18 protein-coding genes are annotated in these 26,127 nt (G+C 72.3%); 8 read left to right on the top strand and 10 right to left on the bottom strand.

Annotated features, from left to right (window positions below; translation table 11 throughout):
• Positions 1 to 48 precede the first annotated feature (48 nt).
• Complete coding sequence (locus ABD901_RS11725) at positions 49 to 819, bottom strand: hypothetical protein (protein ID WP_345124352.1); 771 nt, start codon at positions 817 to 819, stop codon at positions 49 to 51.
• 10 nt (positions 820 to 829) lie between these two features.
• Positions 830 to 1,462: an MBL fold metallo-hydrolase gene (locus tag ABD901_RS11720; RefSeq protein WP_345124349.1), complete on the bottom strand. Its 633-nt coding sequence runs from the start codon at positions 1,460 to 1,462 to the stop codon at positions 830 to 832.
• Between the two features lie 114 nt (positions 1,463 to 1,576).
• Here ABD901_RS11720 and ABD901_RS11715 point away from each other — a divergent pair, with 114 nt between their 5' ends.
• Positions 1,577 to 2,803 carry a DUF4349 domain-containing protein gene (locus ABD901_RS11715; protein WP_345124347.1) on the top strand — a complete coding sequence of 409 codons (1,227 nt, stop codon included), beginning with the start codon at positions 1,577 to 1,579 and terminating at the stop codon, positions 2,801 to 2,803.
• Here the strand turns inward: ABD901_RS11715 and ABD901_RS11710 are convergent.
• Together ABD901_RS11710 and ABD901_RS11705 are read right to left on the bottom strand one after the other, a co-directional pair.
• A complete protein-coding gene (locus tag ABD901_RS11710) occupies positions 2,715 to 4,955 on the bottom strand; it encodes a hypothetical protein (protein ID WP_345124345.1) in 2,241 nt (746 codons plus the stop codon). The two genes, ABD901_RS11715 and ABD901_RS11710, sit on opposite strands and share 89 nt — an antisense overlap.
• Before the next feature lie 49 nt (positions 4,956 to 5,004).
• The gene (locus ABD901_RS11705) at positions 5,005 to 6,510 is read right to left on the bottom strand and encodes an amidohydrolase (protein ID WP_425556681.1); all 1,506 of its coding nucleotides are present in this window, start codon (positions 6,508 to 6,510) and stop codon (positions 5,005 to 5,007) included.
• Between the two features lie 517 nt (positions 6,511 to 7,027).
• Between ABD901_RS11705 and ABD901_RS11700 the strand changes: the two genes are divergently transcribed.
• Both ABD901_RS11700 and ABD901_RS11695 read left to right on the top strand, forming a co-directional pair.
• Positions 7,028 to 8,974 (top strand): serine/threonine-protein kinase, encoded by a 1,947-nt coding sequence (locus ABD901_RS11700; RefSeq protein ID WP_425556684.1) that lies wholly within the window; start codon positions 7,028 to 7,030, stop codon positions 8,972 to 8,974.
• Between the two features lie 19 nt (positions 8,975 to 8,993).
• On the top strand, positions 8,994 to 10,613 hold the full coding sequence (locus ABD901_RS11695) for a phospho-sugar mutase (RefSeq protein WP_345124343.1): 1,620 nt from the start codon (positions 8,994 to 8,996) through the stop codon (positions 10,611 to 10,613).
• 26 nt (positions 10,614 to 10,639) lie between these two features.
• Here the strand turns inward: ABD901_RS11695 and upp are convergent, their stop codons facing one another.
• On the bottom strand, positions 10,640 to 11,281 hold the full coding sequence (gene upp, locus ABD901_RS11690) for a uracil phosphoribosyltransferase (RefSeq protein WP_345124341.1): 642 nt from the start codon (positions 11,279 to 11,281) through the stop codon (positions 10,640 to 10,642).
• A gap of 25 nt (positions 11,282 to 11,306) precedes the next feature.
• Between upp and deoC the strand changes: the two genes are divergently transcribed.
• From deoC to ABD901_RS11665, 5 genes are all read left to right on the top strand, one after another.
• Positions 11,307 to 12,242, top strand: coding sequence for a deoxyribose-phosphate aldolase (gene deoC, locus ABD901_RS11685; RefSeq protein WP_345124338.1), 936 nt, complete (start codon positions 11,307 to 11,309; stop codon positions 12,240 to 12,242).
• A gap of 6 nt (positions 12,243 to 12,248) precedes the next feature.
• Entirely contained in the window at positions 12,249 to 13,679 is a 1,431-nt protein-coding gene (locus ABD901_RS11680) for an aldehyde dehydrogenase family protein (RefSeq protein WP_345124336.1), read from the top strand.
• Positions 13,669 to 14,544 (top strand): aldehyde dehydrogenase family protein, encoded by an 876-nt coding sequence (locus tag ABD901_RS11675; protein WP_345124334.1) that lies wholly within the window; start codon positions 13,669 to 13,671, stop codon positions 14,542 to 14,544. The genes ABD901_RS11680 and ABD901_RS11675 overlap by 11 nt, the downstream gene beginning before the upstream one ends.
• A gap of 161 nt (positions 14,545 to 14,705) precedes the next feature.
• Positions 14,706 to 15,806, top strand: coding sequence for a DNA primase (locus ABD901_RS11670; protein WP_345124331.1), 1,101 nt, complete (start codon positions 14,706 to 14,708; stop codon positions 15,804 to 15,806).
• 235 nt (positions 15,807 to 16,041) lie between these two features.
• Positions 16,042 to 19,425, top strand: coding sequence for a hypothetical protein (locus ABD901_RS11665; RefSeq protein WP_345124329.1), 3,384 nt, complete (start codon positions 16,042 to 16,044; stop codon positions 19,423 to 19,425).
• 363 nt (positions 19,426 to 19,788) lie between these two features.
• On the opposite strand, the gene ABD901_RS11660 is transcribed toward ABD901_RS11665, so the two are convergent.
• From ABD901_RS11660 to ABD901_RS11640, 5 genes are all read right to left on the bottom strand, one after another.
• Positions 19,789 to 20,391, bottom strand: a complete 603-nt coding sequence (locus ABD901_RS11660) for a GTP-binding protein (RefSeq protein ID WP_345124326.1) — start codon at positions 20,389 to 20,391, stop codon at positions 19,789 to 19,791.
• Complete coding sequence (locus tag ABD901_RS11655; RefSeq protein WP_345124324.1) at positions 20,372 to 20,749, bottom strand: DUF742 domain-containing protein; 378 nt, start codon at positions 20,747 to 20,749, stop codon at positions 20,372 to 20,374. Before ABD901_RS11655 ends, ABD901_RS11660 begins: the two co-directional genes overlap by 20 nt.
• Before the next feature lie 92 nt (positions 20,750 to 20,841).
• The gene (locus ABD901_RS11650) at positions 20,842 to 21,246 is read right to left on the bottom strand and encodes a roadblock/LC7 domain-containing protein (protein WP_033358336.1); all 405 of its coding nucleotides are present in this window, start codon (positions 21,244 to 21,246) and stop codon (positions 20,842 to 20,844) included.
• Positions 21,243 to 24,692 carry a sensor histidine kinase gene (locus tag ABD901_RS11645; RefSeq protein ID WP_345124321.1) on the bottom strand — a complete coding sequence of 1,150 codons (3,450 nt, stop codon included), beginning with the start codon at positions 24,690 to 24,692 and terminating at the stop codon, positions 21,243 to 21,245. Before ABD901_RS11645 ends, ABD901_RS11650 begins: the two co-directional genes overlap by 4 nt.
• 345 nt (positions 24,693 to 25,037) lie before the next feature.
• The gene (locus tag ABD901_RS11640) at positions 25,038 to 26,123 is read right to left on the bottom strand and encodes an adenosine deaminase (protein WP_345124318.1); all 1,086 of its coding nucleotides are present in this window, start codon (positions 26,121 to 26,123) and stop codon (positions 25,038 to 25,040) included.
• Between the last annotated feature and the right edge of the window lie 4 nt (positions 26,124 to 26,127).

The following is a 26,127-nucleotide window of genomic DNA, read 5'->3' as shown; positions in this document are numbered from 1 at the left end:
CATGTGCGCGCCGGGACGAACGCAACAGCCGAGGTCGCAGACGGAGGTTCAGCCGAGATCCGCCAGGGCGTCCTGGGCGAGCTTCACACGCTTCTCGGCCTGGCGGATCGCCTTGTCGGCGGCGGCGACCGCCCGCTCGGCCTCGGCCTTGGCGTTCTCGGCGTCGGAGACCTGCTGCAGCGCCGTCATCAGCTCGCGCCGGGCCTGCTTGACCGCGCGGGCGTGCTCCTCCTCGGCGGCGCGCCGCTCCTCCTCGCGGCGGCGCGCCTCGGCCCGCCGCTCCCGCTCCTGCTCGTCGGGGGCGGACCGGATCGGGGTGACCGAACCGGAGCCCTGCACGAGCCGCAGGTTGGGGCGCGGCGTCTCGCCGAACCCGGTGTATTCGAGGGCCTTGGTCAGGCGTCCCTCGCGTACCGCCGCGGCCACCTCGGCATCCGCGAGCGCCGCGGCGAAGGTTGCCTCCACCTCGGCCGTCGGCAGGTTGCCGCGCGCGTCGCCGGCCAGCCGCGCGGCCTCGCGGGCCAGGGCCGTGACCGTCGCGCGGCGGCGCACCGACAGCTCGCGCAGGTCCGCGCCGCGCAGCTCGCGCTGGGCCGCGCGCAGCTCCTCGGCCAGGGCGAGCAGGTCCGCGACGAGGTCGGGCCGCTCGTGCGCAAGGCGGTTGACGAGCCACGCCGCGACGGTCGGCTTGCGCAGCTTGGCCAGCGCCGCCGCCCGCGCGGTGTCGCGGGCCTGCCGTGCCTTGGCGATCTCCTCGCCGCGCAGCGCGATGAACTCCTCGGGCGGTGCCGAGTACAGCCGGGCGATGGCGTCATCCATAGGGACAACGCTAGATCGTGGTGCCGGGTTCCAGGCGCTCGTAGTGCGTGCCGGAAAGGCGCGTCATGTGCCCGGTGACCATCTGCTGGCCCACATCGACGAGCAGGCTGTCGTGCAGGGCGAACGCGCGCTCCGGCTTGACCGCCCGGGCGAAGTCGATGGCCTCGGAGAGCTTGAGCCACGGAGCGGAGACGGGCACGAACAGCGTCGCGATCTCCTCGTCCGGCACGTGGAACGCGTCGCCCGGGTGGTAGATCGGGCCGTCGGGGGCGTCGATGACGTAGCCGACGTTGACGATCCGCGGGATGTCGGGGTGGATGATCGCGTGCTGCCCGCCGTGCGCGCGCACCGTCATGCCGGCCGCCACGAACGTGTCGCCGGGGTTGACCCCGTAGCGGTCGGCGTCCACGTCGGTGAGCTGGTCCTCGACGTCGGGGTGGGCGAAGACGAAGAGCGAGGGCTGCCGGGCGGCCGCGCCGCGCAGCCGGTCGATGTCGATGTGGTCCATGTGCTCGTGGGTGATGAGCACGGCATCGGCGCCGTCGAGGGCCTCGGGCTCGCTGAAGATGCCGGGATCGATCACCAGGACCCCGCCGTCGTGCTCCAGGCGCAGGCATGCGTGGGTGTACTTCGTGATCCGCATCCGGTGACCTCCTCGTGGCAGAACCGTGACACAGGCGGATGGAACCGGAGCCGCACCGGCCCGCGTCGGAGGTGGTGTTTCCGGCTTCCGGATCGACCCTACCCAGGAGGCGTCATGTCAGTCAGGCGCACCACCGTGTTCCTCGCGGCGGCCGCCACCGCCGTGGTCCTCGCGCTGAGCGGCTGCGGCAGCGACAGCCAGAAAGACTCTGCACCGACCTCCGCCGACAAGCCGGCCGCGGCGAACGGCGCGGCGGGCGCCGGCCCCGCCGACCAGCGCCAGGCGGCGGGCGAGGCGCAGCAGGAGCCGCTGAACCAGGCCCAGGGGCAGGAGAAGGGGGACGCCGGCGCCGAGCAGAAGGCGCCGGACAGCGTCGACACGAGCGATCGGGCCATCATCTACTCCGGCACGATGACCGTGCAGGTGAAGGACGTGAACGAGGCCGCCACGAAGGCGATCGCGTTCGCGGTCGCCGCGGGCGGATTCGTCGGCGGCGACAACCGTCAGATCGACGGCGACAGCTCGACCGCGACGCTGACCCTGCGGGTGCCGGCGGCGAAGTTCCAGAGCACCCTGGAGCAGGTCAAGACGGTCGGCGAGGAGAAGGGCCGGCAGCTGTCCGCGCAGGACGTCACCGACCAGGTCGCCGACGTCGACTCGCGGATCAAGACGGCGCAGGCGAGCGTGGACCGCATCCGGGCGCTGATGGCCAGGGCGCAGACGATCGGCGAGATCACGGCGCTCGAGTCGGAACTGTCGCGGCGCGAGTCCGACCTCGAGTCGCTGCAGGCGCGCAAGCGGCGCCTCGACGGGCTCACCGCGCTGTCCACCATCACCGTCTTCCTGCACGGGCCGCAGGCGCCGGTGGTATCCAAGGAGGACACCGGCATCATGGTCGGCCTGCGCAACGGCTGGCACGCGTTCGTGGCCTCGCTGCGCGTCGCGCTGACGGTGCTCGGCTGGCTGCTGCCGTGGGTCGTCTTCATCGGCGGCCCGGTCTACCTGATCATCTGGCTCTTCCGTCGGTACCGCCGGACGCACCCGCTCCCGCCCCGCCTCATGCCCGTGCCCGCGCCGCCCGCACCCGTCTACGCGGGGCGCCCGGTCCCGTCGGTCCACCCGGTCGCTCCGGGGCCGCGTTGGACGCCGCCGGCACAGCCCGCGCCGGTGTCCGGACCCCCGGCGCCAACAACCGCCGAGCAAGGCGGCAAAGAGCCGGTTTCGGACGCACGGGACGGGGCAGAGGCGGAACCTACGCGGGCACCTGAGGCAGCGGCCCCGCATCGGCCGGAGCCTCGGGACGAGGGGGAGGGGACGTCAGGTCCCGAACAAGCCCGCTGACCACCGCACCGAACTCCGGTCGCAACTGATAGCCGGAATGTCCGTCAACCTTGGGGAACACCGTGTCGCCGGGCGCAATACCGAAGCCCGGCGGGTCGACGAGCCGCACGTCGCGGGCCGTCGGCGACGCCACCGGTCCGCCGATGGGGTCGGTGTCCCGCCAAAGGTTGACCCAACGGGGGGTGTGCTGGCCCGGCTCCTGCCGGGGCCGGGCCAGCACCGCTCCGACCTGCTCCAGCATCGGGTCGCCGAGGTAGGCGGGGAAGAACCGGGCGTACAACCGGCGCAACGGCGAACCGTAGGTGAGCAGCGCCGTGCGTGCCTGCGCCTCCGCCGGCATCTGCAGCACCGTCGCGGCGGCGAGCACGCTGCCCTGGCTGTGCCCGGACAGGATCACGCCGCCCTGCTCGGCGGCGAGCCACGACGCCCGCTTCGCCAGCTCCGGCACGACGCGCTCGGCGTAGCAGGGCGGTGCGAGCGGATGCGCGGCCCGCGGCCAGAACGTGCCGAGGTCCCACAGCACGCCGACGATGCGGCGGAAGCGCTGGTAGCGGTACGCGAGCACGCCGATGAGGACGAGCGCGAACGCGGACAGGCCGATGAGGTACGTGCCGAGGTTGACGGCGAACGACAGCGCCTCGGCCGCCGCCGAGCCGGACTCCGCCAGCCGGATCGGGCGCCGCCCGGCGAGGGCGAAGCCGGTCGCGGCCATGGCGGCGACGGCGGACGGGATGAACACCCAGACCAGCATCCGTCCGATGTGGTCGGTGACGAGCGAGTCGGCGACGGCGCGGTCGATACGCCGCGCCCGGGCGGCGTCGCGCTCGCGCCCGCCGCGGAAGTCGGCGTCGGTGACGACCCGCGCGTAGCGGCGCAGCCGGCGCACCAGCGGCAGCCCGCCGACGATCGCGACGAGCGCGGTCAGCAGGAGCAGCAGCACGAACCCGGCGGCCGCCCACTCGTAGGCCGGCGGCGGCTCCAGCGCCGGCCCGGCCGCGTAGTCCGGTGTGGACGGCAGCGCGCGGCGGTCGAGGAAGTCGGCGACGCGGTAGGCGAGACCGGCGGCGAACGCGACCGCGACGCCGAGCCCGGCGCTGGCGATGAGCGGACCGGCGAGGCCCTGCAGGAACGTGCCGCGCGGGCGGCTGGCCAGGACCACGGCGCCGAGGACGAGCATGAGCACGACCTGCACGGCGAAGAGCCCGGTGACCGTGCCGCCCAGGACCGGCATCCGCCCGGTCGCCGTCCACGGGTCGCGGGCCAGCAGCGCGTAGCCGAGCACGACGACGGTGAGTCCGACCGCGGTGTGGCTGAGCAGCCGGGTGAGCGGGCGCGCCCAGCGGGTCGGATTGTCCCGGTCGACGACGGGCCGCACCGCCACCGCCACGATGCAGGTCAGCAGGATCAGGGCGGTCGCCGCGGCGAGGACGTAGCCGGCCGGGTGCCGGTCGCGCGGGACCAGGATCCCTAGCAGTACCGCATCCAGGGTCGCGAAGGCGAACGCGATGTGCAGGGAGCGCAGCCGGCCGACCAGCGGGGCGCCGTTCCAGAAGCAGGGGTGCGCCAGGCCGTCGCCGTCGCCCTCGGTCGCCACCGGGAACGCCTCGTACCGCGACCACGTGCGCCGCCCGAGAAACCACAGGAACGCGATGGCCAGCGCGGGCACCAGCGCGGTCAGGGCGAGGCGGCGGGAGGTCGTGGCGAAGAAGCCGTCGGCGAGCGGCGCGAGGTACCAGCGCCCCTGCGGGCAGCGCGACAGCGCCGCGCACTGCCAGCCGACGAGGTCCATCGAGATCTCGGCGAAGGCCAGCACGAACGAGCCGGTCATGCTCAGCGCGTAGATGCGCGTCAGCGCACGGATCGCCGCCCGCGGGCCGGGGCGGGTCGCCGGGCGCAGCCAGAGCGCGACGTTGGCGAGCATGAACGGCAGCAACAGCAGCCACAGCGCACGGGCGGCGGCGCCGGCGGTGAGGTTGCCCCAGCGGTACGCCTCGAGGGTCGCCCCGCCGGGGCCGGTGACGGCGCCGTACTCGGCGCGCGGGCGGAAGAAGCCCGCGTCGGTGTCGCCGGCGACCCGCCGCAGCAGGGGCCGGTCCAGGACGTCCTCGGCCGGGGAGCCGGTGACGCCGTGCACGCGCAGCTCGGTGACCACGCCTCCGGATTACCAGAAGCGCGTCGATACCGCTGTCCGAAAAGCGCTGCTAGAACGCTCCGGCGCTCAGCGCGGCCAGGGCGGTGTGCACCATGATCCGCACGCCGTGCCCGATCGCGCGCTCGTCGACGTCGAAGGAGGACTGGTGGATGTCGAACTTCGTCTCCGCGCCCGGCACGCCGACGCCCAGGCGGATCATCGAGCCGGGAATGCCGTCGAGGTAGAAGGCGAAGTCCTCGCCGCCCATGCTGATCTCGGCCTCGACGACCCGGTCGGGGCCCAGCGCCGCGCCGGCCGCGCCGGCGATGATGGCGGTGGCGAGCCGGTCGTTCACCACCGGCGGCACGCCGCGGGTGTAGGTGACCTCGACGTCGGCGCCGGTCGGCGCGATGACGTCGTGGACCAGCTTGGTGACGAGCTCGGGCACGTCGCGCCAGGCGTCGCGGCTCAGCACGCGGATGGTGCCGCGGGCCATGCCCTCGATCGGGATGGCGTTGGCGGCCTCACCGGCGCGCACCGCGCCCCACACCATCGACACGCCGGCCCGCGCGTCGAGCTTGCGGTCCAGCAGCGACGGCACGTCGACGAGGATGCGACCGAGCGCGTGGACGAGGTCGGCGGTCAGGTGCGGGCGAGCGGTGTGCCCGCCGCGGCCGGTGAGCCGGACCTCGATCTTGTCGGCGGCGGCGGTGAAGGGCCCCGAGCGCACGCCGACGAGGCCGACGGGCAGCTGCGGCGCGCAGTGCAGCGCGAAGATCGCGGCCACGTCCTTGAGCCCGCCGGCGGCGATCACCTCGGGCGCGCCGGATGGCATGGTCTCCTCGGCCGGCTGGAACAGCAGCCGCACCCGGCCCGGCAGCTCGTCGCGCTCGGCCAGCTGCGCGAGCGCCAGCCCGGCGCCGAGCAGGACGGTCGTGTGCACGTCGTGGCCGCAGGCGTGGCAGACGTTGTCGACTGTGGAGCGGTAGGGCACGTCCTTGGTGTCGGGCAGCGGCAGCGCGTCGAGGTCGGCGCGCAGCGCGATGACGCGCTCGCCGTAACCGATGTCACACATAACGCCGTTGCCTTTGGGCAGCACGCGTGGCGAGAGGCCGGCGCGAGTGAGCTCGCGGGCGACGAGCGCCGCGGTCTCGAACTCGTGGCCGGACAGCTCGGGGTGCGCGTGGATGTGACGACGGACCGCTACCAGCTCGGCCCCGCGCGAGGCGAGCCAGCGGTCCAGCTGACCTGGAAGGGGGTCGGCCCCCGGCGGCGTCTCGGGCCAGCCCTCGGACAAATGCCCTGCCTTGGACGACCCGGACGACGTCAACTTGCCGACCGGTCGCGCCGCGGTCACGGCGGCTTCCGGCAGCATCAGCGCTCTCGTCACGGTGTGTTCTCTATTTCGGTCTATTGGAACGGCCCGCCCGATGCGTGCCATGGACAGACTAACCGGGTCAAGGTGACGGAGCGCAACATCATTCTCGTGATGTTGATATAGCTGAGCGTCACTTGAACCCTCACGGAGGCACAAATCAGCAGGCACGGCCGGGTTGGCGGCTTCCGACCCAGACACGTACCCCTCACCTCCTTTAACGGGTGACTGGCGCCACGGTCACGTGGTGTCGCGATAAGTTTTTCACAGCGGTACTGCGACCAGAGTCGCCACTGTTCGACGCACAGTGACGAGAGACGTCGCAGGGTGGCACGACCCAGGGACCCGGCGACGCACCGCTCGTCCGACTACCGGTGCTGCTAGCAGGAAATCCAGGAAACCTAGTCCGCCGATGTTCCACCGAGGTTTCCGTCACCTGCCTAGACGCTCCACCCGGGTGTCCAGGTTCCCCCGATGAACGAATTCAATCCTGCAATGGTCGTAGGACGAACTCGAGTGGTCCGCAGGGCGACAAGATCGGCACGGTCGGTTGTCCGCGGGTCACGGTACGGTGAAGGAGCGGACCCCATCTTTCTTAACTGGGCACGAGCACGCAAGATAGTGGGGCGAGAAGTCAACCTCCCCCTCCCATGACGGTTTACTGCCTGTGACTCAGCTTCCGACGTGGCATGGCGAGCCCCTGCCACCCACCGGTGCTCTGGCCTCGGCCGGAGCCGGGCGCGAACCTGCGCGTGGCTCCGACTCTCCCTCCAACCAACCCACCCGCGAACCACGCGAGCCCGGGTCGACCGCGCCCCCCGTTCCGGGGCAGCGGGCGGCACCCGGCGTGGTCATCGGCGGGCGGTATGCGCTGCGCACCGCGATCGGTCACGGCGGCATGGGAACCGTCTGGCGCGCCAGCGACACGCTGCTGCGCCGCGACGTGGCGGTGAAGGAGGTGATCCTCCCGCCCGGCCTGGCGCCCACCGACCGCGACGCGATGTACCAGCGGACCCTGCGCGAGGCACGCGCGGCCGCCGCGCTGTCGCACCCGGCGGTCGTTCAGGTGTACGACGTCGTCACCGAGGCCGGCCGGCCGTGGATCGTCATGGAGCTGCTGCAGGCCCGCAGCCTCGCCGAGATGATCGTCGAGGACGGCCCGCTGGCAGCACGGGCGGTCGCCAAGATCGGCATCGCGCTGCTCGGCGCGCTCGAGGTGGCGCACGCCGCCGGAGTGCTGCACCGTGACGTGAAGCCGGCCAACGTGCTCATCTGCGGCGACGGCCGCTGCGTGCTCACCGACTTCGGCGTGGCCCGCATGCCCACCGACAGCGAGCTGACCACGCCCGGCATGGTGCTCGGCTCGCCGCACTTCATCTCGCCCGAGCGGGCGATCGGCGCGAAGTTCGGCCCGCCGAGCGATTTGTTCAGCCTCGGCGTCACGCTCTACACCGCGGTCGAGGGCCGCCCGCCGTTCGACAAGCGGGACCCGTTCGAGACCATGCGCGCCGTCGTCGAGGAGCCCCCGGCGCAGTCGATGCGCGCGGGACCGCTGGCCGGCGTGCTCTACGGGCTGCTGGAGAAGGACCCGGCCCGCCGCTGGAACGTCGACACCGGCCGCGCCGTGCTGCGCGACCTGCTCGCCGGCCCGCTGGCCAGCAACGCTCCGGCGCACATGACCGACCCCTACGCGGTGGTCCGCCCGGCGCACCAGCCGACGATTGTCCACCAGCAGCAGCCCACCGGGCAGATCGGCGGCCGGGCGATGATGGCGCCCGGCGAGACGGTCAGCGGCGCGATGCGGCGCATGCACTCCGGCGCGCCGACGCAGGCGGGCGGGGCGCACGGCGCGGAGCTCGAGCGCACCGGCGCGGACCAGTACAACGCCTATGCGCCCGAGGCGGAGCGCACCGGCGCCGAGCATTACAACGCGTATGCGCAGGGCTACGGCCAGGAGGACTGGACGCAGGGCCCGCCGCCACCGGCGCCGAAGCCGGGCACCGGGGACCTCGCGCGCCAGCTCGCCGGCAAGGCCAAGGCGGCGCCCGGCTGGGCCAAGGCCGCCGTCGCCGCCGGCGTGGCGATCGTGCTGTTCCTCGGCATCGGCGCCGCGACCGGGCTGTTCTCCGGCGGCGACGGCAACAACCAGGGCCAGGGCCCGTCCGGCAACACGTCGAGCGCTCCGGCGACGCCCGCCTTCGAGGTGGAGTCGTTCTCGCACCCCGGCGGCATCACGGTCAACGTGCCGAAGGGCTGGAAGACCAACAAGCTGGGCAACGCCAGCGCGCCGTATTTCGACATCGTCGACCCCGTCGACGGCAACCGCCGCATCCGGGTCAACATCGAGAAGACCTCGGCGTCGCCGCGGCAGTTCCTCGAGTCGGCCGAGAACCGGCTCAAGTCGACGCCGTCCAGCTGTGAGGCGCCCTACGCCCGCGTCAACATGAGCGAGGACAAGCTCGACGGGCAGCCGGCGGCGATCCTGGAGTACACCTGCGGATCCGGCGAGAAGCTGCGCCACGCGCTGTGGAATGCGGTGGTCGTGGGCGGCAAGGCGTATCACTTCTTCGTCACCGTGCCCGACGCCCGGTTCTCGGAGAGCAAGGCGATCTTCGACGAGATGGTCAGCTCGTTCAAGCTGACTACCCCGTCGAGCGGCCCCTGACCCGTGTTATGAAGGGCAGATGACCTCCAACCTGTCCCTTCGGGCCGAGGCCGAGGCCTGGCTGGCCGACGATCCGGACCCGGCCAGCCGCGACGAGCTGCGGGCGGTGCTGGACAACGCCCCCGAGCTGGCCGACCGCTTCGCCGGGCCGCTGCGCTTCGGCACGGCCGGCCTGCGCGGGCCGCTGCGCGCCGGGCCCAACGGCATGAACCTCGCCGTGGTGCGCGGCGCCGCCGCCGGCCTGGTGCGCTGGCTCGGCGCGCAGCAGGCCGCGCCCGACGAGCGGCCGGTGGTCATCGGCTACGACGCCCGGCACGGGTCGCACGCGTTCGCGGTGGAGACCGCCCGGGTCGTCACCGGTGCCGGGCGGCGCGCGCTGCTGATGCCGCGGCCGCTGCCCACGCCGGTGCTCGCCTTCGCCGTGCGCCGCCACCGCGCCGCGGCCGGCGTCATGGTCACCGCCAGCCACAACCCTCCGCAGGACAACGGTTACAAGGTGTATCTCGCCGACGGCGCACAGCTCGTCCCGCCGGCCGACGCCGAAATCGAACGAGCCATCCGCGAGGTCGGGCCGCTCGCCTCCGTGTCGCTCGGCGGGCCGGGCGAGGTGCTCGACGAGGCGATCGTGCGCGAGTACGTCGACGCCGCCCTCGGCGTGATCGACCCGGACGTGCCGCGGGAGCTCGCCGTCGCGTACACCCCGATGCACGGCGTCGGCCGGGAGGTCTTCGCCGCGACGCTGCAGGCCGCCGGGTACTCCGCGCCGTTCGTCGTCGCCGAGCAGGCCGAGCCGGATCCGGACTTTCCGACCGTGGCGTTCCCCAACCCGGAGGAACCGGGCGCGATGGACCGGCTGCTCGCGCTCGCCGCGCACGAGGGCGCCGACATCGCCATCGCCAACGACCCGGACGCCGACCGCTGCGCGGTGGCCTACGAGCGGGACGGGCAGTGGCACCAGCTGCGCGGCGACGAGGTCGGCGCGCTGCTCGCCGACCACCTGATGCGCCGCGGGGTCCGGGGCCGCTACGCCACCACGATCGTCTCCTCGAGCCTGCTGTCGCGCATGTGCGCCGAGCACGACCTGCCCTACGGCGAGACGCTGACCGGCTTCAAGTGGATCGTGCGGGCCGGGGACGACCTCGTCTACGGGTACGAGGAGGCGCTCGGCTACTGCGTGGCGCCGGGCATGGTCCGCGACAAGGACGGCATCACCGCCGCCCTGCTGGTCTGCGAGCTCGCCGCCGGGCTCAAGGCCGAGCTGCGCACGCTGGGCGACCGCCTCGACGAGCTGGCCGTGCGCTACGGGGTGCACGCCACCGACCAGCTCTCCGTGCGGGTCGAAGACCTCGGCGAGATCGCGCGGATGATGGCCACGATCCGCGACCGGCCGCCGGCCGACCTGCTCGACGAGCCGGTCACCGCGATCGAGGACCGGCTGCCGGAGTCCGACGTGCTCATCCTGCGCGCCGGCACCACCCGGGTCGTGGTGCGCCCGTCGGGGACCGAGCCCAAGCTCAAGGCCTACCTCGAGGTCGTCGAGCCGGTCGCCGGCGGCGACATCGCCGGCGCCCGCGAGCGCGCCGCCGCCTCCCTGTCGGCGCTGCGCACGGAGACGGCGGAGGCCCTCGGCCTGCGCTAGTGGGTCACGTCCGGCAGAGCGTCACGTCACGAATCGCCGAAGCGGGGCATGCCGCCGAACTGCCGGTCGCCGGCGTCGCCGAGGCCCGGGACGATGAACATGCGCTCGTTGAGGCGCTCGTCGATCGCGGCGGTGACCAGGCGCATCGGCAGGCCCGAGTTGGCCAGCCGCTCGATGCCGGCCGGCGCGGCCAGCACGCACAGCACGGTGATGTCGGTGGCGCCGCGGTCGACCAGCAGGCGCACGCAGTGCTCCAGCGAGCCGCCGGTGGCGAGCATCGGGTCGAGCACCAGCACCGGGATGCCGGACAGGTCGCGGGGCAGCGACTCCATGTAGGCCCGCGGCTCGTAGGTCTCCTCGTCGCGCGCGAGCCCCACGAACCCCATCGACGACTCCGGCAGCAGCGCCAGCGCCGAGTCGGCCATGCCTAGGCCCGCCCGCAGCACCGGCACCAGCAGCGGCGGGTTGGCCAGCCGGGTGCCCTCGGCGACCGCGACCGGCGTCTTGACCGGGAACCGCTCGGTGGCGAAGGACCGGGCGGCCTCGTACACCAGCATCGTCGTCAGCTCGTGCAGCGCCGCACGGAACGAGCCGTTGTCAGTGCGCTCATCGCGCATCGCGGTCAACCGCGACTTGGCCAGGGGGTGATCCACCACGAGTACGTCCACGAACGGACAGCCTAATATTTGGGACATGACCCTCACCGCCGAGGTCGCGCGCTCACAAGGTGCGTTGCGGACCTTCCTGCACGGCCTACCGGGCGTCGACCAGGTCGGCGCGGAGCAGCGCGCCGCGATGCTGGGCACTCGGTCGATCAAGACCAGTGCCAAGGCACAGGCCCTCGACCTGGCCATCCGGATGGTCGACCTGACCACACTGGAGGGCTCCGACACCCCCGGCAAGGTGCGCGCCCTGTGCGCCAAGGCTGTGCGACCGGACCCGGCCGATGCCACCTGCCCGAGCGCCGCCGCCGTCTGCGTCTACCCGGCAATGATCGAGGCGGCCGCCGACGCGCTGCGCGGCAGCGGGGTGCACCTGGCCAGCGTCGCCACCGCGTTCCCGTCCGGCCAGGCGCCGCTGTCGGTGAAGCTCGCCGACACGAAGGCCGCCGTCGCCGACGGCGCGGACGAGATCGACATGGTGATCTCCCGCGGCGCGTTCCTGGCCGGCCGCTACGCCGAGGTCCACGACGAGATCGCCGCGGTCAAGCAGGCCTGCGGCGACGCCCACCTCAAGGTCATCCTCGAGACCGGCGAGCTCGCGACGCTCGACAACGTGCGGCGCGCCTCCTGGCTGGCGATGCTCGCCGGCGCCGATTTCATCAAGACCTCCACCGGCAAGGTGCAGCCCGCGGCCACGCTGCCGGTGACGCTGGTCATGCTCGAGGCGGTGCGCGACTTCCGGGCCGAGACGGGCCGGATCATCGGCGTGAAGCCCGCCGGCGGCATTCGGACCGCCAAGGACGCCATCAAGTACCTCGTGCTGGTCAACGAGACCGCCGGGCCCGACTGGCTGGACCCGGACCGGTTCCGCTTCGGGGCCTCCACGCTGCTCAATGACCTGCTGATGCAGCGCACGAAGCTCACCACCGGCCGTTACAGCGGCCCCGACTACTTCACCCTGGACTGAGCCGACATGGACTTCTCATACGCACCGGCGCCCGAGTCGCGCTCGATCGTCGACATCCGCTCGTCCTACGGCCTGTTCATCGGCGGTGAGTTCGTCGACGGCAAGGGCGAGGCGTTCAAGTCGATCAACCCGGCCAGCGAGGAGACCCTCGCCGAGATCGCCTGCGCCGACGCCGCCGACGTGGACGCGGCCGTCGCCGCCGCCCGGCACGCCTACGACACGGTCTGGGGGCCGATGCCGGGGCGGGAGCGGGCGAAGTACCTCTTCCGGATCGCCCGGATCATCCAGGAGCGCTCCCGCGAGCTGGCCGTGCTCGAGTCGCTGGACAACGGCAAGCCGATCCGCGAGTCGCGCGACGTCGACGTGCCGCTCGTGGCCGCGCACTTCTTCTACTACGCGGGGTGGGCCGACAAGCTGGCCTACGCCGGCTTCGGACCCGACCCGCGCCCGCTGGGCGTCGCCGGCCAGGTCATCCCGTGGAACTTTCCGCTGCTGATGCTGGCGTGGAAGATCGCGCCCGCGCTCGCGGCCGGCAACACGGTGGTGCTCAAGCCCGCCGAGACGACGCCGCTGACCGCGCTGCTGTTCGCCGAGATCTGCCAGCAGGCCGACCTGCCGCCCGGCGTCGTCAACATCATCACCGGCGCCGGCGAGACCGGCCGGACGCTCGTCGAGCACCCGGGCGTGGACAAGGTCGCCTTCACCGGCTCGACCGAGGTCGGCCGCGCGATCGCCAAGGCGGTGGCCGGCACGCGCAAGCGGCTCACCCTGGAGCTCGGCGGCAAGGCGGCCAACATCGTCTTCGACGACGCGGCGCTGGACCAGGCGGTCGAGGGCGTCGTCAACGGCATCTTCTTCAACCAGGGCCACGTGTGCTGCGCCGGCTCCCGGCTGCTGCTGCAGGAGTCGATCGCCGAGGACTTCCTGGCGGCGCTCAAGCGGCGGATGGCGCTGCTGCGCGTCGGCGACCCGCTGGACAAGAACACCGACGTCGGCGCGATCAACTCCGCCGCGCAGCTGGCACGCATCCGCGAGCTGTCGCAGGTCGGCGAGCAGGAGGGCGCCGAGCGCTGGAGCGCGCCGTGCGAGCTGCCCGACCGCGGGTTCTGGTTCGCCCCGACGATCTTCACCGGGGTGACCCAGGCGCACCGCATCGCCCGCGAGGAGATCTTCGGGCCGGTGCTGTCGGTGCTGACGTTCCGCACGCCGGACGAGGCGGTCGAGAAGGCGAACAACACGCCCTACGGGCTGTCGGCGGGCGTGTGGACCGAGAAGGGCTCGCGGATCCTGAACATCGCGGACCGGCTGCGGGCCGGGGTCGTGTGGGCCAACACGTTCAACAAGTTCGACCCGGCCTCGCCGTTCGGTGGGTACAAGGAGTCGGGCTACGGCCGCGAAGGCGGCCGGCACGGGCTGGAGGCCTACCTTGAGCACTGAGTCCCCCGCCCGCCTGGCCGTACGCAAGACGTACAAGCTCTACATCGGCGGCGCGTTCCCCCGCAGCGAGTCCGGGAGGTCCTACCAGGTGCAGTCGGCCTCCGGCGACTTCCTCGCCAACGCCGCGCTCGGGTCCCGCAAGGACGTCCGCGACGCCGTGAAGGCGGCCCGGGCGGCCGTTGCCAAGTGGTCCGGCGCGACCGCGTACAACCGCGGGCAGATCCTGTATCGCGTCGCGGAGATGCTGGAGGGCCGCCGCGACCAGTTCGTCGCCGAGGTGGCCGCGGCGGAGGGCGCCGGCGAGCGCGACGCCGCCGCGATCGTCGACGCCGCGATCGACCGCTGGGTCTGGTACGCCGGGTGGTCCGACAAGGTCGCCCAGGTGCTCGGCGGGGCCAACCCCGTCGCCGGCCCCTACTTCAACCTCTCCGCGCCCGAGCCGACCGGGGTGGTCGGCATCGTCGCGCCCGCGGCGTCGTCGCTGCTGGGGCTGGTCAGCGTCGTCGCGCCGGCCATCGTCACCGGCAACACCGTCGTCGTGCTCGCCTCGACCGAGCGGCCGCTGCCGGCGGTCACGCTGGGCGAGGTACTGGCGACGTCGGACCTGCCGGGCGGGGTCGTCAACGTGCTGACCGGCTCGGTCGCCGAGATGGCACCGTGGCTCGCCGCGCACATGGACGTCAACGCCATCGACCTGACTGGTGTGACGGACCCCACATTGGGCAGGGAGCTCGAGGTCGCCGCGGCCGAGAACCTGAAGCGGGTGATCCGCCCGAGCACGCCGGACTGGGCCGCCGACCCGGGCGTGTCACGGATGCTTTCGCTGCTGGAGATCAAGACGGTCTGGCACCCCAAGGGGGTCTGACCGCCGCAGACGGTGCACACTAGGGTGTTTTGTGCGCGAGGCCACACACGCCCTGGTGTGCCCGCACGCCGAGCCCGACTACGGAGGTCACAGTGGCCCGCCAGTCTTCCCAGTCTTCACGGTCCGCGTCGTCGCGGCCGAGCGCCAAGAAGGCCGAGCCGTTGAAGAAGGCCGAGCCGTTGGAAAAGGCCAAGCCGGTGGATGAGGAGCTCGACGCCGTCGAGGACGTCGAGGTCGACGAGAACGCCGACGAGGTCGACGAGGTCGAGGAGGTCGACGACGACGACCTCGAGGATGACGACCTCGAGGATGAGGACGGCGCTACCCGCTCGGCGCAGGCCGACGCGATGTGGGACGACGTCAAGATCGAGCCGGTCGAGCTGGCGCTGCCGAAGGGCGTCGGGTACACGCTGCGGGCGTACCGGATGTCGAACGAGCTGACGCCGACCGAGGTCGACGAGGAGGAGGACGACTTCGCGATCCTCCACCGCCGGCACGAGGAGGACGAAGACGACGATCGGGTCGTGATCCTCGAGAACGCGGAGATGTTCGAGGAGGAGCCGGAGCCCGTCGCCGCTTCGAAGAGTTCCGCCAAGAGCAAGAAGAAGTCCTCCGACAAGGACGACGAAGACTCCGAAATTTCGGACAAGTCCGATGAGTCGGACGAGTCGGATGAAGTCGAAGAGGTCGAAGACTCCGAAGACGCTGAGGACGAAGAGGCCGAGGCGGAAGAGGAAGAGGCCGAGGAAGAAGAAGAGGAGGAAGAGGAGGAGCCCGAGGAGGTTCCCGTCTTCCTCAGCGACCACGGCAAGCTGCTGCTCTTCCGCAGCGTCGAGGGCCTCGTCGAGTTCGTGAAGTCCGACGCCGAGCACGACATGGTCCAGCTCGACACCTGGGGCAGCCTCAAGTCGCGCATCACCGCGTCGTCGGTCGTGGCCACGGACGAGAACCGCTACGAGCTGGACCTCGTCGTGGAGAACCTCCGCGGTGGCCAGGACGCGTGGGACACCGACCTGTTGCTCGGCGCCGGCGAGGCCGCACGTGACCTTGCTTACGCCCTGCGGCTCGAGCCGGTCCGCACCGCGCTCTCGGCGGGCTCGCCCCTCGACGACCTCGACGAGGGCCTGCGAGCTGCGGCATCAGGCGGCGTCGGGGGCTTCTTCGCGAAGCGCCGGCTCAAGAAAATCGGGGCACAACAGGCAGCCCTCGGCTGGCGGACGATTATTGGCAAGATTTCTGCCGCCGTGGACTGGCGTGATTGATTTGTGACCGACAGGATCTAAGCCGTGGGCATTTTGGCACGGCGGGCCCGACCCGGCCCCTAGCCGGACGGGTGGCGGCAGTGGTCGACGATCAGCCAGCGGGGCATTCAGCCGAAACGGCTGATCGCGTCACCGGCCGTCAACCTGTTCACTAGAGGTCGTTCAGTTTGACCTGCGGCAACACGTCGGTGGGGAGTTCGGGACAGTCCCCGCCGACGTGACGAAAGCTCAACTGATGTCCCGAGAGGAGGACGACGCGGTGGCGCTCGTTCGGGTGTACTGCGGTCTGGCGTCGGCTGATCTCGCCGAGCCGCAGTCGGGTTCCGACATCTGGTTGACCGTCGCGGTCGTCGACGACGCCGGCCGACTCATCGACATCTGCGAGGTGAGCGACGACGCCGGTGGCTATGCCGAGCTGAGCGCGCTGCTGGCGCAGCGCTCCGGCGGCACGTCCGCCGTGGCGGTCGCGGCCGAGAGCGACGACCACGTCGTCACCCAGCTGCTCACCGCGGCGGGCCGCAACCTCGCCTTCACCGACGACGACTCGGCCGACGACTACGCCGAGCGCTTCGCCGACGACGAGTCTCCGGAGGAGATCCAGTCCAACGCGGCCGAGCGCCGCGCCGTCGGCCTCGCCCGTGCGCTGCAGGCCGGCGTGCTCTCCGCGGTCGGCCAGAGCCCGCCCCGCGACATGCTGCCGCTCAAGCCGGTCCTCGCCGCGCACGCCGCGGTCGTCTCGGGCCGGCAGAGCGCCGCGGCCACGCTGCGCGAGGTCCTCCGCGAGCTCTACCCGGCCGCGCTGCGCGCCTACCCGGACCCGGCCGAGGCCATCCCGCTGGCGATCCTCGACGCGCTGCCCGAGCCGGGCATCCTCGGCGGCGGCGCCACCGGGCGCAAGGGCGACGCGGCCGTCGTGGCCGAGCTCGCCAAGGCCGGCGTCGCCGACGCCGACACCCTCGGCGAGGCGATCACCGCCCTGCGGGTCGCGATCGCCGAGACGCCCCGCCGCACCGGCGTCAACCGGGTCATGAACAACGCCGTCGCCGAGACCATCCGGCAGTCGGTCGCCGCGGTGCGCGCGAGCGACGCCGCGGCAGCCGCCCTGGTCGCGGTGCTGGCGGACAAGATGAGCCCGTCGATGCACCACGTCGCTGCCGGCCGCCAGCGCCCGGCCACGCCGCTGGCGCCCGCCGCGCCGCTGGCCCCGGCCGGCCCGCTCCGGCCCGCCGCCCAGGCACAGGCCCCGGCCCTGGACAACGCGCCGTCGCGCTCGCGCGCCGCCGCCGCCAACGGCCGCCCGGCGGCCGCCGCGGCCGAGGCCCCGCAGACCCGCTCCCGCGCCGCGTCACGCGCCGCCGAGGCCGCCCGCGCCGAGGAGTCGAACGCCGCGCGTGCCGTCGGCGGCCGCCGCCGCGCCCAGAACGCTCCGGCCGTGCCGGCGCAGGCCCAGCCGCCGGTCATCTCCGCGCCGCCGGCTGTAACTTCCACGCCGCCGGTCATCTCGACGCCGCCCGGGTACACGCCGGCCGCCGCGAGCGGCCCGTCCTACGGGCAGGTCCCCTCGGCCCCGCCGGCCGCCTACGGTCAGGTTCCCTCGGCGCCGCCGGCGTACGGGGTCACCTCCGCGCCGCCGGTGACGTCGACTCCGCCCGGGTACGCGCCGCCGTCGCACGCCGCGCCGCCGACGTACCAGCCGGCCGCCTACCAGCCGCCGGCACCGATGTACGCGCCCGCGCCGCCGATGCCCCCGACGTACCAGCCGCCGACACCCGCGTCGATGCAGTCGATCCCGGTGCCGCTGCAGCCGGCTCCCCCGCAGCCCGTGCCGGTCGCGCCGCTGCCGGTGGCACCCGCGCCCGTCGCGCCGCCGCCGGTCGCGCCGATCCCGGTGATCCCGCCGCAGCCGACGCAGCAGACGGCGAGCGAGCCGCAGTACGCCTCGCTCATGCCGCCGCCACCGCCGGGCATCGCGCCGCTGATCGGCGAGCCGCCGCGCTTCGACCCCTACGGCTACGACCCGCTGTCCGGCCCGTCCTCGGCCCCGCCGGCCGCGTCCGTGTCCGCCGCGCCCACCTCGGGCGGCGCGCACGACAGCGGCGCGATGCGGCTGAGCGACCTCAGCGCGCTCGGTGAGCCCCCGACTCTGGACACGGCCGCCGCCGGGGCGAGTTCGCGCTCCAGCTGGCCGCTGGGCGGGGCGGAGACGCCTTCCACGGAGACGCCGGCCTATGCGTTCGGCGCGGACCCGCTCGCCTCCCCCTCGGAGCTGAGCAGCCTGCCGAAGCTGAGCGACATCCCGCAGCCCCCGGACTTCTCCGCGCTCGACGCGGCGTCGCCGCTGGAGACCACCGGCTCGCGCGGCTCGTTCGCCGCCGCCGGCACCGGCTCCACCTCCGGGGAGTTCCCGCCCCTCGCCGGCCGCGGCGAACTCAGCGGCCTGTCACGGTCCGAGCTCTCCCGCTCCGAGCCCGCCGCCTCCGCACCGTCGCACTCGATCGCGTCCGCCCTGTCGGGGCTGTCGCGCTCGGAGCGCAACCGCGCCGAGCGGGAGCGCGAGGAGCGGGTCGAGCGCGAGCGGGCGGCCGAGCAGCCGACCCGGTCGGAGTCCCGGCGCGGCCGGCCCGCCGAGGCCGAAGAGAGCACGGCGCTCCCGCGTTCCGAGCGTTCCCGCGGCCCGCGCACCGAGCCGACGGTCTCGGAGCGGCTGACGAGCCCCGAGCGGCCGGCGAGTTCGGAGCACTCGCGCACCGAGATCCCGCGTTCCGAGCGTTCGCGGACCGAGATCCCCCGCTCCGAGCGGTCGCGCACCGAGATCCCCCGCAGCGAGCGGTCCCGCACCGCCGAGCGCCACGTCGAGCTGCCCCGCCAGCGCGAGGGCCGCGTGCCCCCGCCGTGGCAGACCGGCGAGCTGCCGCTCGAGCCCGCAGGCCTGCGCCTGGTCGAGCCGGCCCCGGTGCAGGACCCGGCGCTCAAGGGCGGCTACCCGGACGAGCTCAGCGGCGAGTACAGCGGCGAGTTCCGCTTCGAGCCCCCGGCCCTGCGCCTGGTCGACTCGGACCGCCCGGCCGAGCGGGCCACCGCCCGCAGCAGCGGCTCGGGCGCCGGTCGCAGCCGTCGCGCCGCCGCCGAGCGCGAGGCGGCCGCCCCGAAGCCGGCCGACGAGGGCGACGGCGACCTGCTGATCTTCGCCGCGGCCCGCTCCGCCTGGTTCACCGACTGGGACGCGGACTCGACCGGCGAGACCGTCGCCCCGCCCGCGCGCCCCGCCTGGGAGAATTCCAACGACTCGGCCTGGCAGGCGGCACAGCGGGCCGCAGCGCCGGAGATCGGCGACGAGACCCGCTCGGGCCTGCCGCGGCGCGTGCCGCAGCAGAACCTGGTGCCGGGCGCGCCGGTCAACAACCCGGAGCGGCCGCTGCGGATCGTCCGCGACGCCGCCCAGATCGCCGCGCACACCACCGGCTACTTCCGCGGCTGGCGCCGCGGCCAGGAGGTCGGCGGGTTCTCGGTCGGCGGCCGCCCGGGCCGCGAGTCGGCGGGCGGCTGGGACTTCAGCCGGGACGCGAACAGCCGGGAGTACCAGGAGCGCGAGTACGAGTACCGCTCGGCGCGCCGCTAGCAACGTCTGAACAAAGGGCCGTCTCCCACCGGGAGGCGGCCCTTGTTCATGCCTGGAGCCTTTTGAGCTCGGTGGCTTCCCCTACCCGGCCTTGGGAAGTCGAGCGCCCTACGGGCCTCTGAGAGCCCATCTGGGCCCGCAGTAGCCGCCGGATCAGGGCGTAACCGAAAAACCGATATGTCCACTCACGGAGTGGCGGACATATCGGATCGAAAGCGCGAACCCCGTAGAGGGATTGGCTGCGCACGCTGCGTGAAGGTCCTACAACGCAAACACGCACCGGGCGACCCAGAAGGGCTACTCGGTGCGCGGCTGCGGCTGAGGGGTGCCGTGCTGTTGTGCAGTTGTGTGCGCGGTGACTGCTTACGCGGGCGCGGTCGCGCGGGTCCGGCGCATCGACAGGACGTACTCGACGAGCGAGATGAGTACGTTCTTGGTCGACTCGCGGGAACGCGCGTCACACGACACGACGGGCACGTCGCTCGAGATCGCGAGCGCCTCGCGCACGTCGTCGGCGTTGTGGTACTGCACGCCGTCGAAGCAGTTGATGGCCACCAGGTACGGCAGCCGGCGGTGCTCGAAGAAGTCGATGGCGGCGAAGCAGTCGGCGAGACGCCGCGTGTCCACCATCACGACCGCCCCGATGGCCCCGCGCACCAGCTCGTCCCACATGAACCAGAAACGGGTCTGGCCCGGGGTGCCGAACAGGTACAGGATCAGGTCCCGGTCGATCGAGATACGACCGAAGTCCATCGCGACCGTGGTCGTCGTCTTGCCGGGCACATTGCGGGTGTCATCCACACCGACCCCGGCGGAGGTCATGATGGCCTCGGTGGTCAGCGGCGTGATCTCCGAGACCGAGCCGACCAGTGTGGTCTTGCCCACGCCGAAACCTCCGGCGATGACGATCTTCGCTGACGTGACCCGCCCTGGGCGGTGCGCCACGTCAGAGCCTCCGAAGTCCACTCAGCACCCTCTCAAGCAGTTCTGTGCCCACCGACTCGTTTTCGTCGAGCGAGGTCGGCTCGTACACCGCGACCAGTCCGTCGGCAGCCATGTCCGCCACGATGACGCGGGCGACACCCAGCGGGAGCTGCATGCGGGCCGCGATCTCGGCGAGGGACTGCAGGCGCCCGTCGCAAAGCGTGGAAATGTATTGCTGCTCCTGGCCGTGAGCACCGCCCGGCCGGGTATTGGCCGCCCGGCCACGCACGGTGGTCTCGACCAGCGCCTCGATCGCAATCTCCAGCTTGGGCCGGGTGCGACCTCGGGTGACGGCGTACGGCCTTACCAACGCGCCCGTTGGCTCATCGCGTTCGGCCATGTTCGCCGTTCACCTCCTCACTCGTCGGGCCTCGTAAGCAGCCAATGAGTTTGATACAGCTAATGGATATTGCTCTGTCACCAAGTTCAGCTTCAGCCGAGCATCGAAGCGGTAGGCCGTGGCGGCGGCGTGAGAGCGTCACCGACCCGGTCGACCAGCAGCGCCATTTCATAGCCGACCTGACCGACGTCGCAGGCGCGGGCCGCGAGGACCGCGAACGACGAACCGTCGGAGATCGACATGAGGAACAGGAAGCCGTTGTCCATTTCGACGACAGTCTGCAGCACCGCACCGCCCTCGAAGCAACGCGACGCGCCCTGGGTCAGGCTGACCAGACCGGAGGCGATCGCCGCGAGCTGATCGCCGCGGTCGCGGGGCAGGTCGCGAGAAGCAGCCAACAGCAGACCGTCCGCCGAGACGGCGACCGCGTGGGCGACCCCCGGCACTCGGTCCGCGAAGTTGGCGAGCAACCAACCGAGATCCTGCGTAGATGTCATGCCTCTTGCTCCTTGCCAACCTGCGAGTTTTGAGGCCCGGCCGAAGTCGGCTCCGGGGTTTTCGAGTCGTCGGACCGCGTGCGGCCGCGCTGAACGCCTCGGTGATACGCCGACAACAGACCGCGCACGGACTCCGGCGTCCGCTTGTGCGCAACGGCGGTGTTCTTTTCAACCCCGCCTGGAACCAACTGCGACATCGGCACGCGCTTGGGCAAACCCATGTCGGTCGTCGAGAATTCCTGCGCTTCGGCGATTGCCGCTGCCGCTTGCCATCCTTCGTCTGCCGCAGTGTGCCAGTTTACTGCCGAACCACTCGACGCCCGGTCGGCCGAACCTCGCGAAGCTTCACCCGGACTACGGGTTTCAAATCGCTGCGGGGGCACGTATGGGGACGGCGCTTCGCTGTACGTCACCTCGACCGGCCGTTGGCTGGGCGAAGGCTGAGCAGGTGCGGGAGCCGCCGGCGCGGGGTCCTCCAGGGGCTGCCGCGTCGTCGTGAACCAGGCCGACTCGAGCTCCCGGAAGATCGGCAGCTCCATCGTCTCGTCCACGAAGCGCTGGCGAGAGTCGTGAGCATCACTCTCGTTCGGCGCCGGATCCCAGTCCAGGCGGACCCGCGGGATCTCCGCCGTCATGTCGACGGGCGCGTATGCGTCCGGCTGCGGCGCGGGGCGCGGCGGCTCGGGCTCGGCCGGGGGCCACTGGGACAGCGGCGGGGCCGCGGGGGGCGCCGACGGGCCCGCAGGGGCGTCGTCGTAGGGGCTCGGGAAGCCCGGACGCTGCCGCGGGATCGGGCCGCTGACCTCTTCGCCCTCGGCGTCGTCGGACGGCCAGGCCTCGTTCGCGCGCCGCTGCGGCAGCGAGCCGAGGTCGCCGGAGCGGTCCAGCCGGTCCCGGTCCGAGCGGCTCGGCGGGAGCGGGTCGTTGCCGACGCCGGTGAGGTCCGACCAGGCCGGGAGGTTGCGCCCGGGAGGCGCGCCGCGGTCCGCACCGGGGCCGGCGCCGTTGCCGTTGCCGCCGCGACCGAAGCCGTTGCCGCCCCGGTCATAGCCGCTCTGGTCGTAGCCACTGCCGCCGCGGTCGTATCCACTGCCACCGCGGTCGTAGCCGCCCTGGTCGCCGAAGCCGTTGCCGCCGCGATCGCCGTAGCCGCCCTGGCCCGCGAAGCTGTCGCCGCGCTCGAACCCGCCGCCGCTGGGCGGCAGGGAGGGGCGCGACGGCGGCGCGGGCGGTGCCGGGCGCGGCGGGGCGCCGTTGGCGAAGCCGTTGACGGTCGGGCGCTCGCCGGTGTTGCCCTGGCTGCCGCCGCCGAAGAGGCCGCTGCTGGTGAGGGTGCCGAAGCGAGGACCGCCACCGCCGCCCGGCCCTCGGCCGGCGCCGCTGAGGTCGCCGCCACCGAGACCGCCCGGGGTCGGGCCGCTCTCCAGCGCCAGCGGTGAGGCCAGCGGGGAGCGCGGCGACGGGGCGGCCGGGATCGGCCGGGCCTGCACGACGTCGTTGGGGCCGACGGCGGGCATGCCGGCGGTCGGCATCCCGGCGGTCGCCCGCCCGGACAGCGCCCGCGGGACCAGCACGCCGGCCGGCATAGTCACATCGGCGACGGTGCCGCGCTCGCGGGCCGCCCGCAGCTCGACCTTGACGCCGTGCCGGGCCGCAAGGCGGGCGACCACGACGAGGCCCATCATCCGGGAGACGGCCACGTCGACCATCGGCGGGTTGGCGAGGCGCTCGTTGAGCTCGGACAGCTGCTCGGGCGAAACGCCGATGCCGTGGTCCTCGACCAGCAGCACCGAGCGGTCGCCGACGCGGCGGGCCTCCACGATGACGGCCGAGTCCGGCGGCGAGAACGCCGTCGCGTTGTCGAGGAGCTCGGCGACCAGGTGGACCATGTCGTTGACCGCGTGCGCCGCGATCTCGATGTCCCGGTCGATCATGCCGAACTCGATGCGCGTGTAGTGCTCCACCTCGGACTGCGCGGCGCGCAGCACGTCCATCAGCGGCGCCGGCTCGCGCTGGATGCGCGTTGAGTCGGCGCCGGCGAGGACCAGGAGGTTCTCGTCGTTACGGCGCATCCGGGTGGCGAGGTGGTCGAGCTGGAACAGCTCGGCCAGGCGGTCCGGGTCCTCCTCGCCGCGCTCCAGCCGGTCCAGGTGACCGATGAGCCGGTCGACCAGGATCTGGGAGCGGCGGGCGAGGTTGACGAACATCGTCGCAACGCTGGCTCGCAGTGCGGCCTGCTCGGCCGCGGTGCGCACGGCCTCGAGGTGGACGGCGTTGAACGCCTCGGCCACCTGCCCGAACTCGTCGCGGCTGCGGATGGGCAGCGGCTCGGCGATCTGCAGGGCGACCTGGTGCGGCGACATCTGCGTGGCCAGCGACGGGTCACGCAGGCGCTGTACCGCCTGCGGCAGGCCGAACTGCGCGACCGTCAGCGCGCCGTGGCGCAGCTCGCGCAGCGAGCGGGCCATCGACCGGGCCACGATCCAGGCGAAGAGGATCGCGAGCAGCAGCATGCCGAGCAGGACGCCGGCGGTGACGAGCACCTGGCGCTGCAGGTCGTTGCGGTGCGCGGTGGCGTCCTCGGTGTTGTGCTCGTCGAACTCGATCTCGATGCCGCGCAGCAGGTTGGCCCGGTTGACCATGGCGTTGTCCCAGTCCGCCGGCTTGAAGATGCCGGGGGGCAGGTCCTCGGTGGTCAGCGGGGAAAGCATGCCCTCGAACTTCTGGGCCTCGCGCAGGTCGGAGCCGGAGATCTTCTTGTCGTACAGGTCGCGGTGCCACGGCTGGGAGTTGACGCGGAACTGCTCCTCGGCCTGGTCGCGCCCGGTGACGGCGGACTGGAACTCCTTGCGCAGCTGCGGCGTGAACTGCTTCGAGGTGAGCGCCCGGAGCACGACCTCGCGCTCGAGCGAGACCTGCTCCTTCATCTCGGAGATCGCGGCCGCGGCACGCATGTCGGCGCCGAGCGACGGGTTGTTCGACAGCTCGGCCGCGCTGTCGCGGATGCCGAGCAGGTCGTCGATCAGCGTGCGGTAGCGACCCACCACGGTGCTGGCCAGGACGTCCTTGCCGCCGTCGGAGATCTGCTTGCGCATGCCCGAGAGGTCGCCGAGCTGCGTGTCGATCGAGGCGAGCTGCGCCCGGAAGTCCTCCGGCGGGTCGGCCAGGCCGGACCGGGTGAGCCGGTACTGCTTGGCGGCGTCGTCGGTCTTCTGGGTCTGCCGCTCGAAGACGCTCTTGGCCTCGACGCTGGCGGCCTGGTCGTTGATCACGCCGAGCAGCAGCGCCGCGTTGGCGCGCTCGCTCTGCAGTTCGTGGACCAGCGCCGACGCCTGCGCCGACAGCCCGGAGAGGGTGCGCGCCCGGTCGGCGTCGTTCGCCTCACCGATGTTGCCGACCAGACCGTTCGTGCCGACCACGATCGTGGCGATGATGGGAACGATCATGATCAAGCCGAGCTTCGACCAGATCGGCAGGTCTCGGAGCCGGCCGATCGGGAAACGCAGACGCGACGAGACCGGCTCCCGCGTCGATGGCCGTTTGCTCACTTCACCGCCCTCCGAACCGGCGCCTTGTGGAACAGTAGGCACCCGCGACCGGCCGACCCTACTGGGCCAGACCTCCGAGATTCCACCATGTCCCGTGCCAAGAAGAAAGCCCAGGTATCCTGCTGCGCCTTATGTACATGTACAACAAAAATGTCCAAAAAGATCGGATTTATGACGATCATCCGCCTACGCTGGGCGGTTTACCCGATACACCCAGATGATCACGGGTGACAAACCCGGACATCAGGTCAACTTCGCGTACGCCGGCTTGATGACGTCGTTGATCAACGCGAGGCGCTCGTCGAACGGAATGAAGGCACTCTTCATCGCGTTGACCGTGAACCACTGCAACTCCGGCCACCCGTACCCGAACGCCTCCACCAGCAGGGCCATCTCGCGGCTCATGCTCGTGCCGCTCATCAGCCGGTTGTCGGTGTTCACCGTGACCCGGAACCGCAGGTCACGCAGCAGCCCGATCGGGTGCTCCCGAATCGAGGCGGCGGCGCCGGTCTGCACGTTGGACGACGGGCAGAGCTCCAGCGGGATGCGCTTGTCCCGCACGTAGGCGGCGAGCCGGCCGAGTGCATTGTCGGGCCCGATGTCGTCGACGATGCGCACACCGTGTCCGAGACGGTCCGCGCCGCACCACTGCAGCGCCTGCCAGATCGACGGCAGGCCGAACGCCTCACCGGCGTGAATGGTGAAATGTGAGTTCTCGCGCTGGAGGTATTCGAACGCGTCCAGGTGCCTCGTGGGAGGGTATCCGGCCTCCGCGCCGGCGATGTCGAAGCCGACGACGCCGGCGTCGCGGTACCGGATGGAAAGCTCGGCGATCTCCATCGAGCGCGCCGCGTGGCGCATCGCGGTCAGCAGCGTGCCGACCCGGATCGGGGTGCCCTGCTCGGCCGCCTCGGCCGAACCGGCCCGGAAGCCGTCCAGCACCGCCTCCACCACCTCGGGCAGGCTCAGGCCCCGCTCCAGGTGCTGCTCGGGGGCGAAGCGCACCTCGGCGTACACCACCCCGTCCCTCGCCAGGTCGAGCGCGCACTCACGGGCGACGCGGTGCAGCGCGTCCGCGGTCTGCATGACGGCGACGGTGTGTGCGAAGGTGGTGAGGTACCGCTCCAGCGACCCCGAGTCGGCCGCGGCGACGAACCACTCGCCGAGACCCTCCGGCGTGGCCGCCGGCAGCTCGTGGCCGATCCCGGCGGCGAGGTCGAGGATCGTGGCGGGCCGCAGCCCCCCGTCCAGGTGATCGTGCAGCAGGGCCTTCGGCGCTCGACGGATCTCGTCGAAAGATGGGCCAGCCGGAACTGAGGAGACAGCCATGCAC

The sequence above is a fragment of the Dactylosporangium darangshiense genome, assembly GCF_039537565.1.
GTDB classification, from domain to species: Bacteria; Actinomycetota; Actinomycetes; order Mycobacteriales; family Micromonosporaceae; genus Dactylosporangium; species Dactylosporangium darangshiense.
This window is presented reverse-complemented; position numbering and strand designations above follow the sequence as displayed.

What these genes read in the sequence shown, in the direction of transcription:
- deoC (WP_345124338.1), top strand. Translation starts at nt 11,307, where the DNA reads ATGACCCTCACCGCCGAGGTCGCGCGCTCACAAGGTGCGTTGCGGACC.
- ABD901_RS11695 (WP_345124343.1), top strand. Translation starts at nt 8,994, where the DNA reads ATGACCTCCAACCTGTCCCTTCGGGCCGAGGCCGAGGCCTGGCTGGCC.
- ABD901_RS11655 (WP_345124324.1), bottom strand. Translation starts at nt 20,749, where the DNA reads ATGGCCGAACGCGATGAGCCAACGGGCGCGTTGGTAAGGCCGTACGCC.
- ABD901_RS11715 (WP_345124347.1), top strand. Translation starts at nt 1,577, where the DNA reads ATGTCAGTCAGGCGCACCACCGTGTTCCTCGCGGCGGCCGCCACCGCC.
- ABD901_RS11650 (WP_033358336.1), bottom strand. Translation starts at nt 21,246, where the DNA reads ATGACATCTACGCAGGATCTCGGTTGGTTGCTCGCCAACTTCGCGGAC.
- ABD901_RS11645 (WP_345124321.1), bottom strand. Translation starts at nt 24,692, where the DNA reads ATGATCGTTCCCATCATCGCCACGATCGTGGTCGGCACGAACGGTCTG.
- ABD901_RS11680 (WP_345124336.1), top strand. Translation starts at nt 12,249, where the DNA reads ATGGACTTCTCATACGCACCGGCGCCCGAGTCGCGCTCGATCGTCGAC.
- ABD901_RS11665 (WP_345124329.1), top strand. Translation starts at nt 16,042, where the DNA reads ATGTCCCGAGAGGAGGACGACGCGGTGGCGCTCGTTCGGGTGTACTGC.
- ABD901_RS11720 (WP_345124349.1), bottom strand. Translation starts at nt 1,462, where the DNA reads ATGCGGATCACGAAGTACACCCACGCATGCCTGCGCCTGGAGCACGAC.
- ABD901_RS11640 (WP_345124318.1), bottom strand. Translation starts at nt 26,123, where the DNA reads ATGGCTGTCTCCTCAGTTCCGGCTGGCCCATCTTTCGACGAGATCCGT.
- ABD901_RS11725 (WP_345124352.1), bottom strand. Translation starts at nt 819, where the DNA reads ATGGATGACGCCATCGCCCGGCTGTACTCGGCACCGCCCGAGGAGTTC.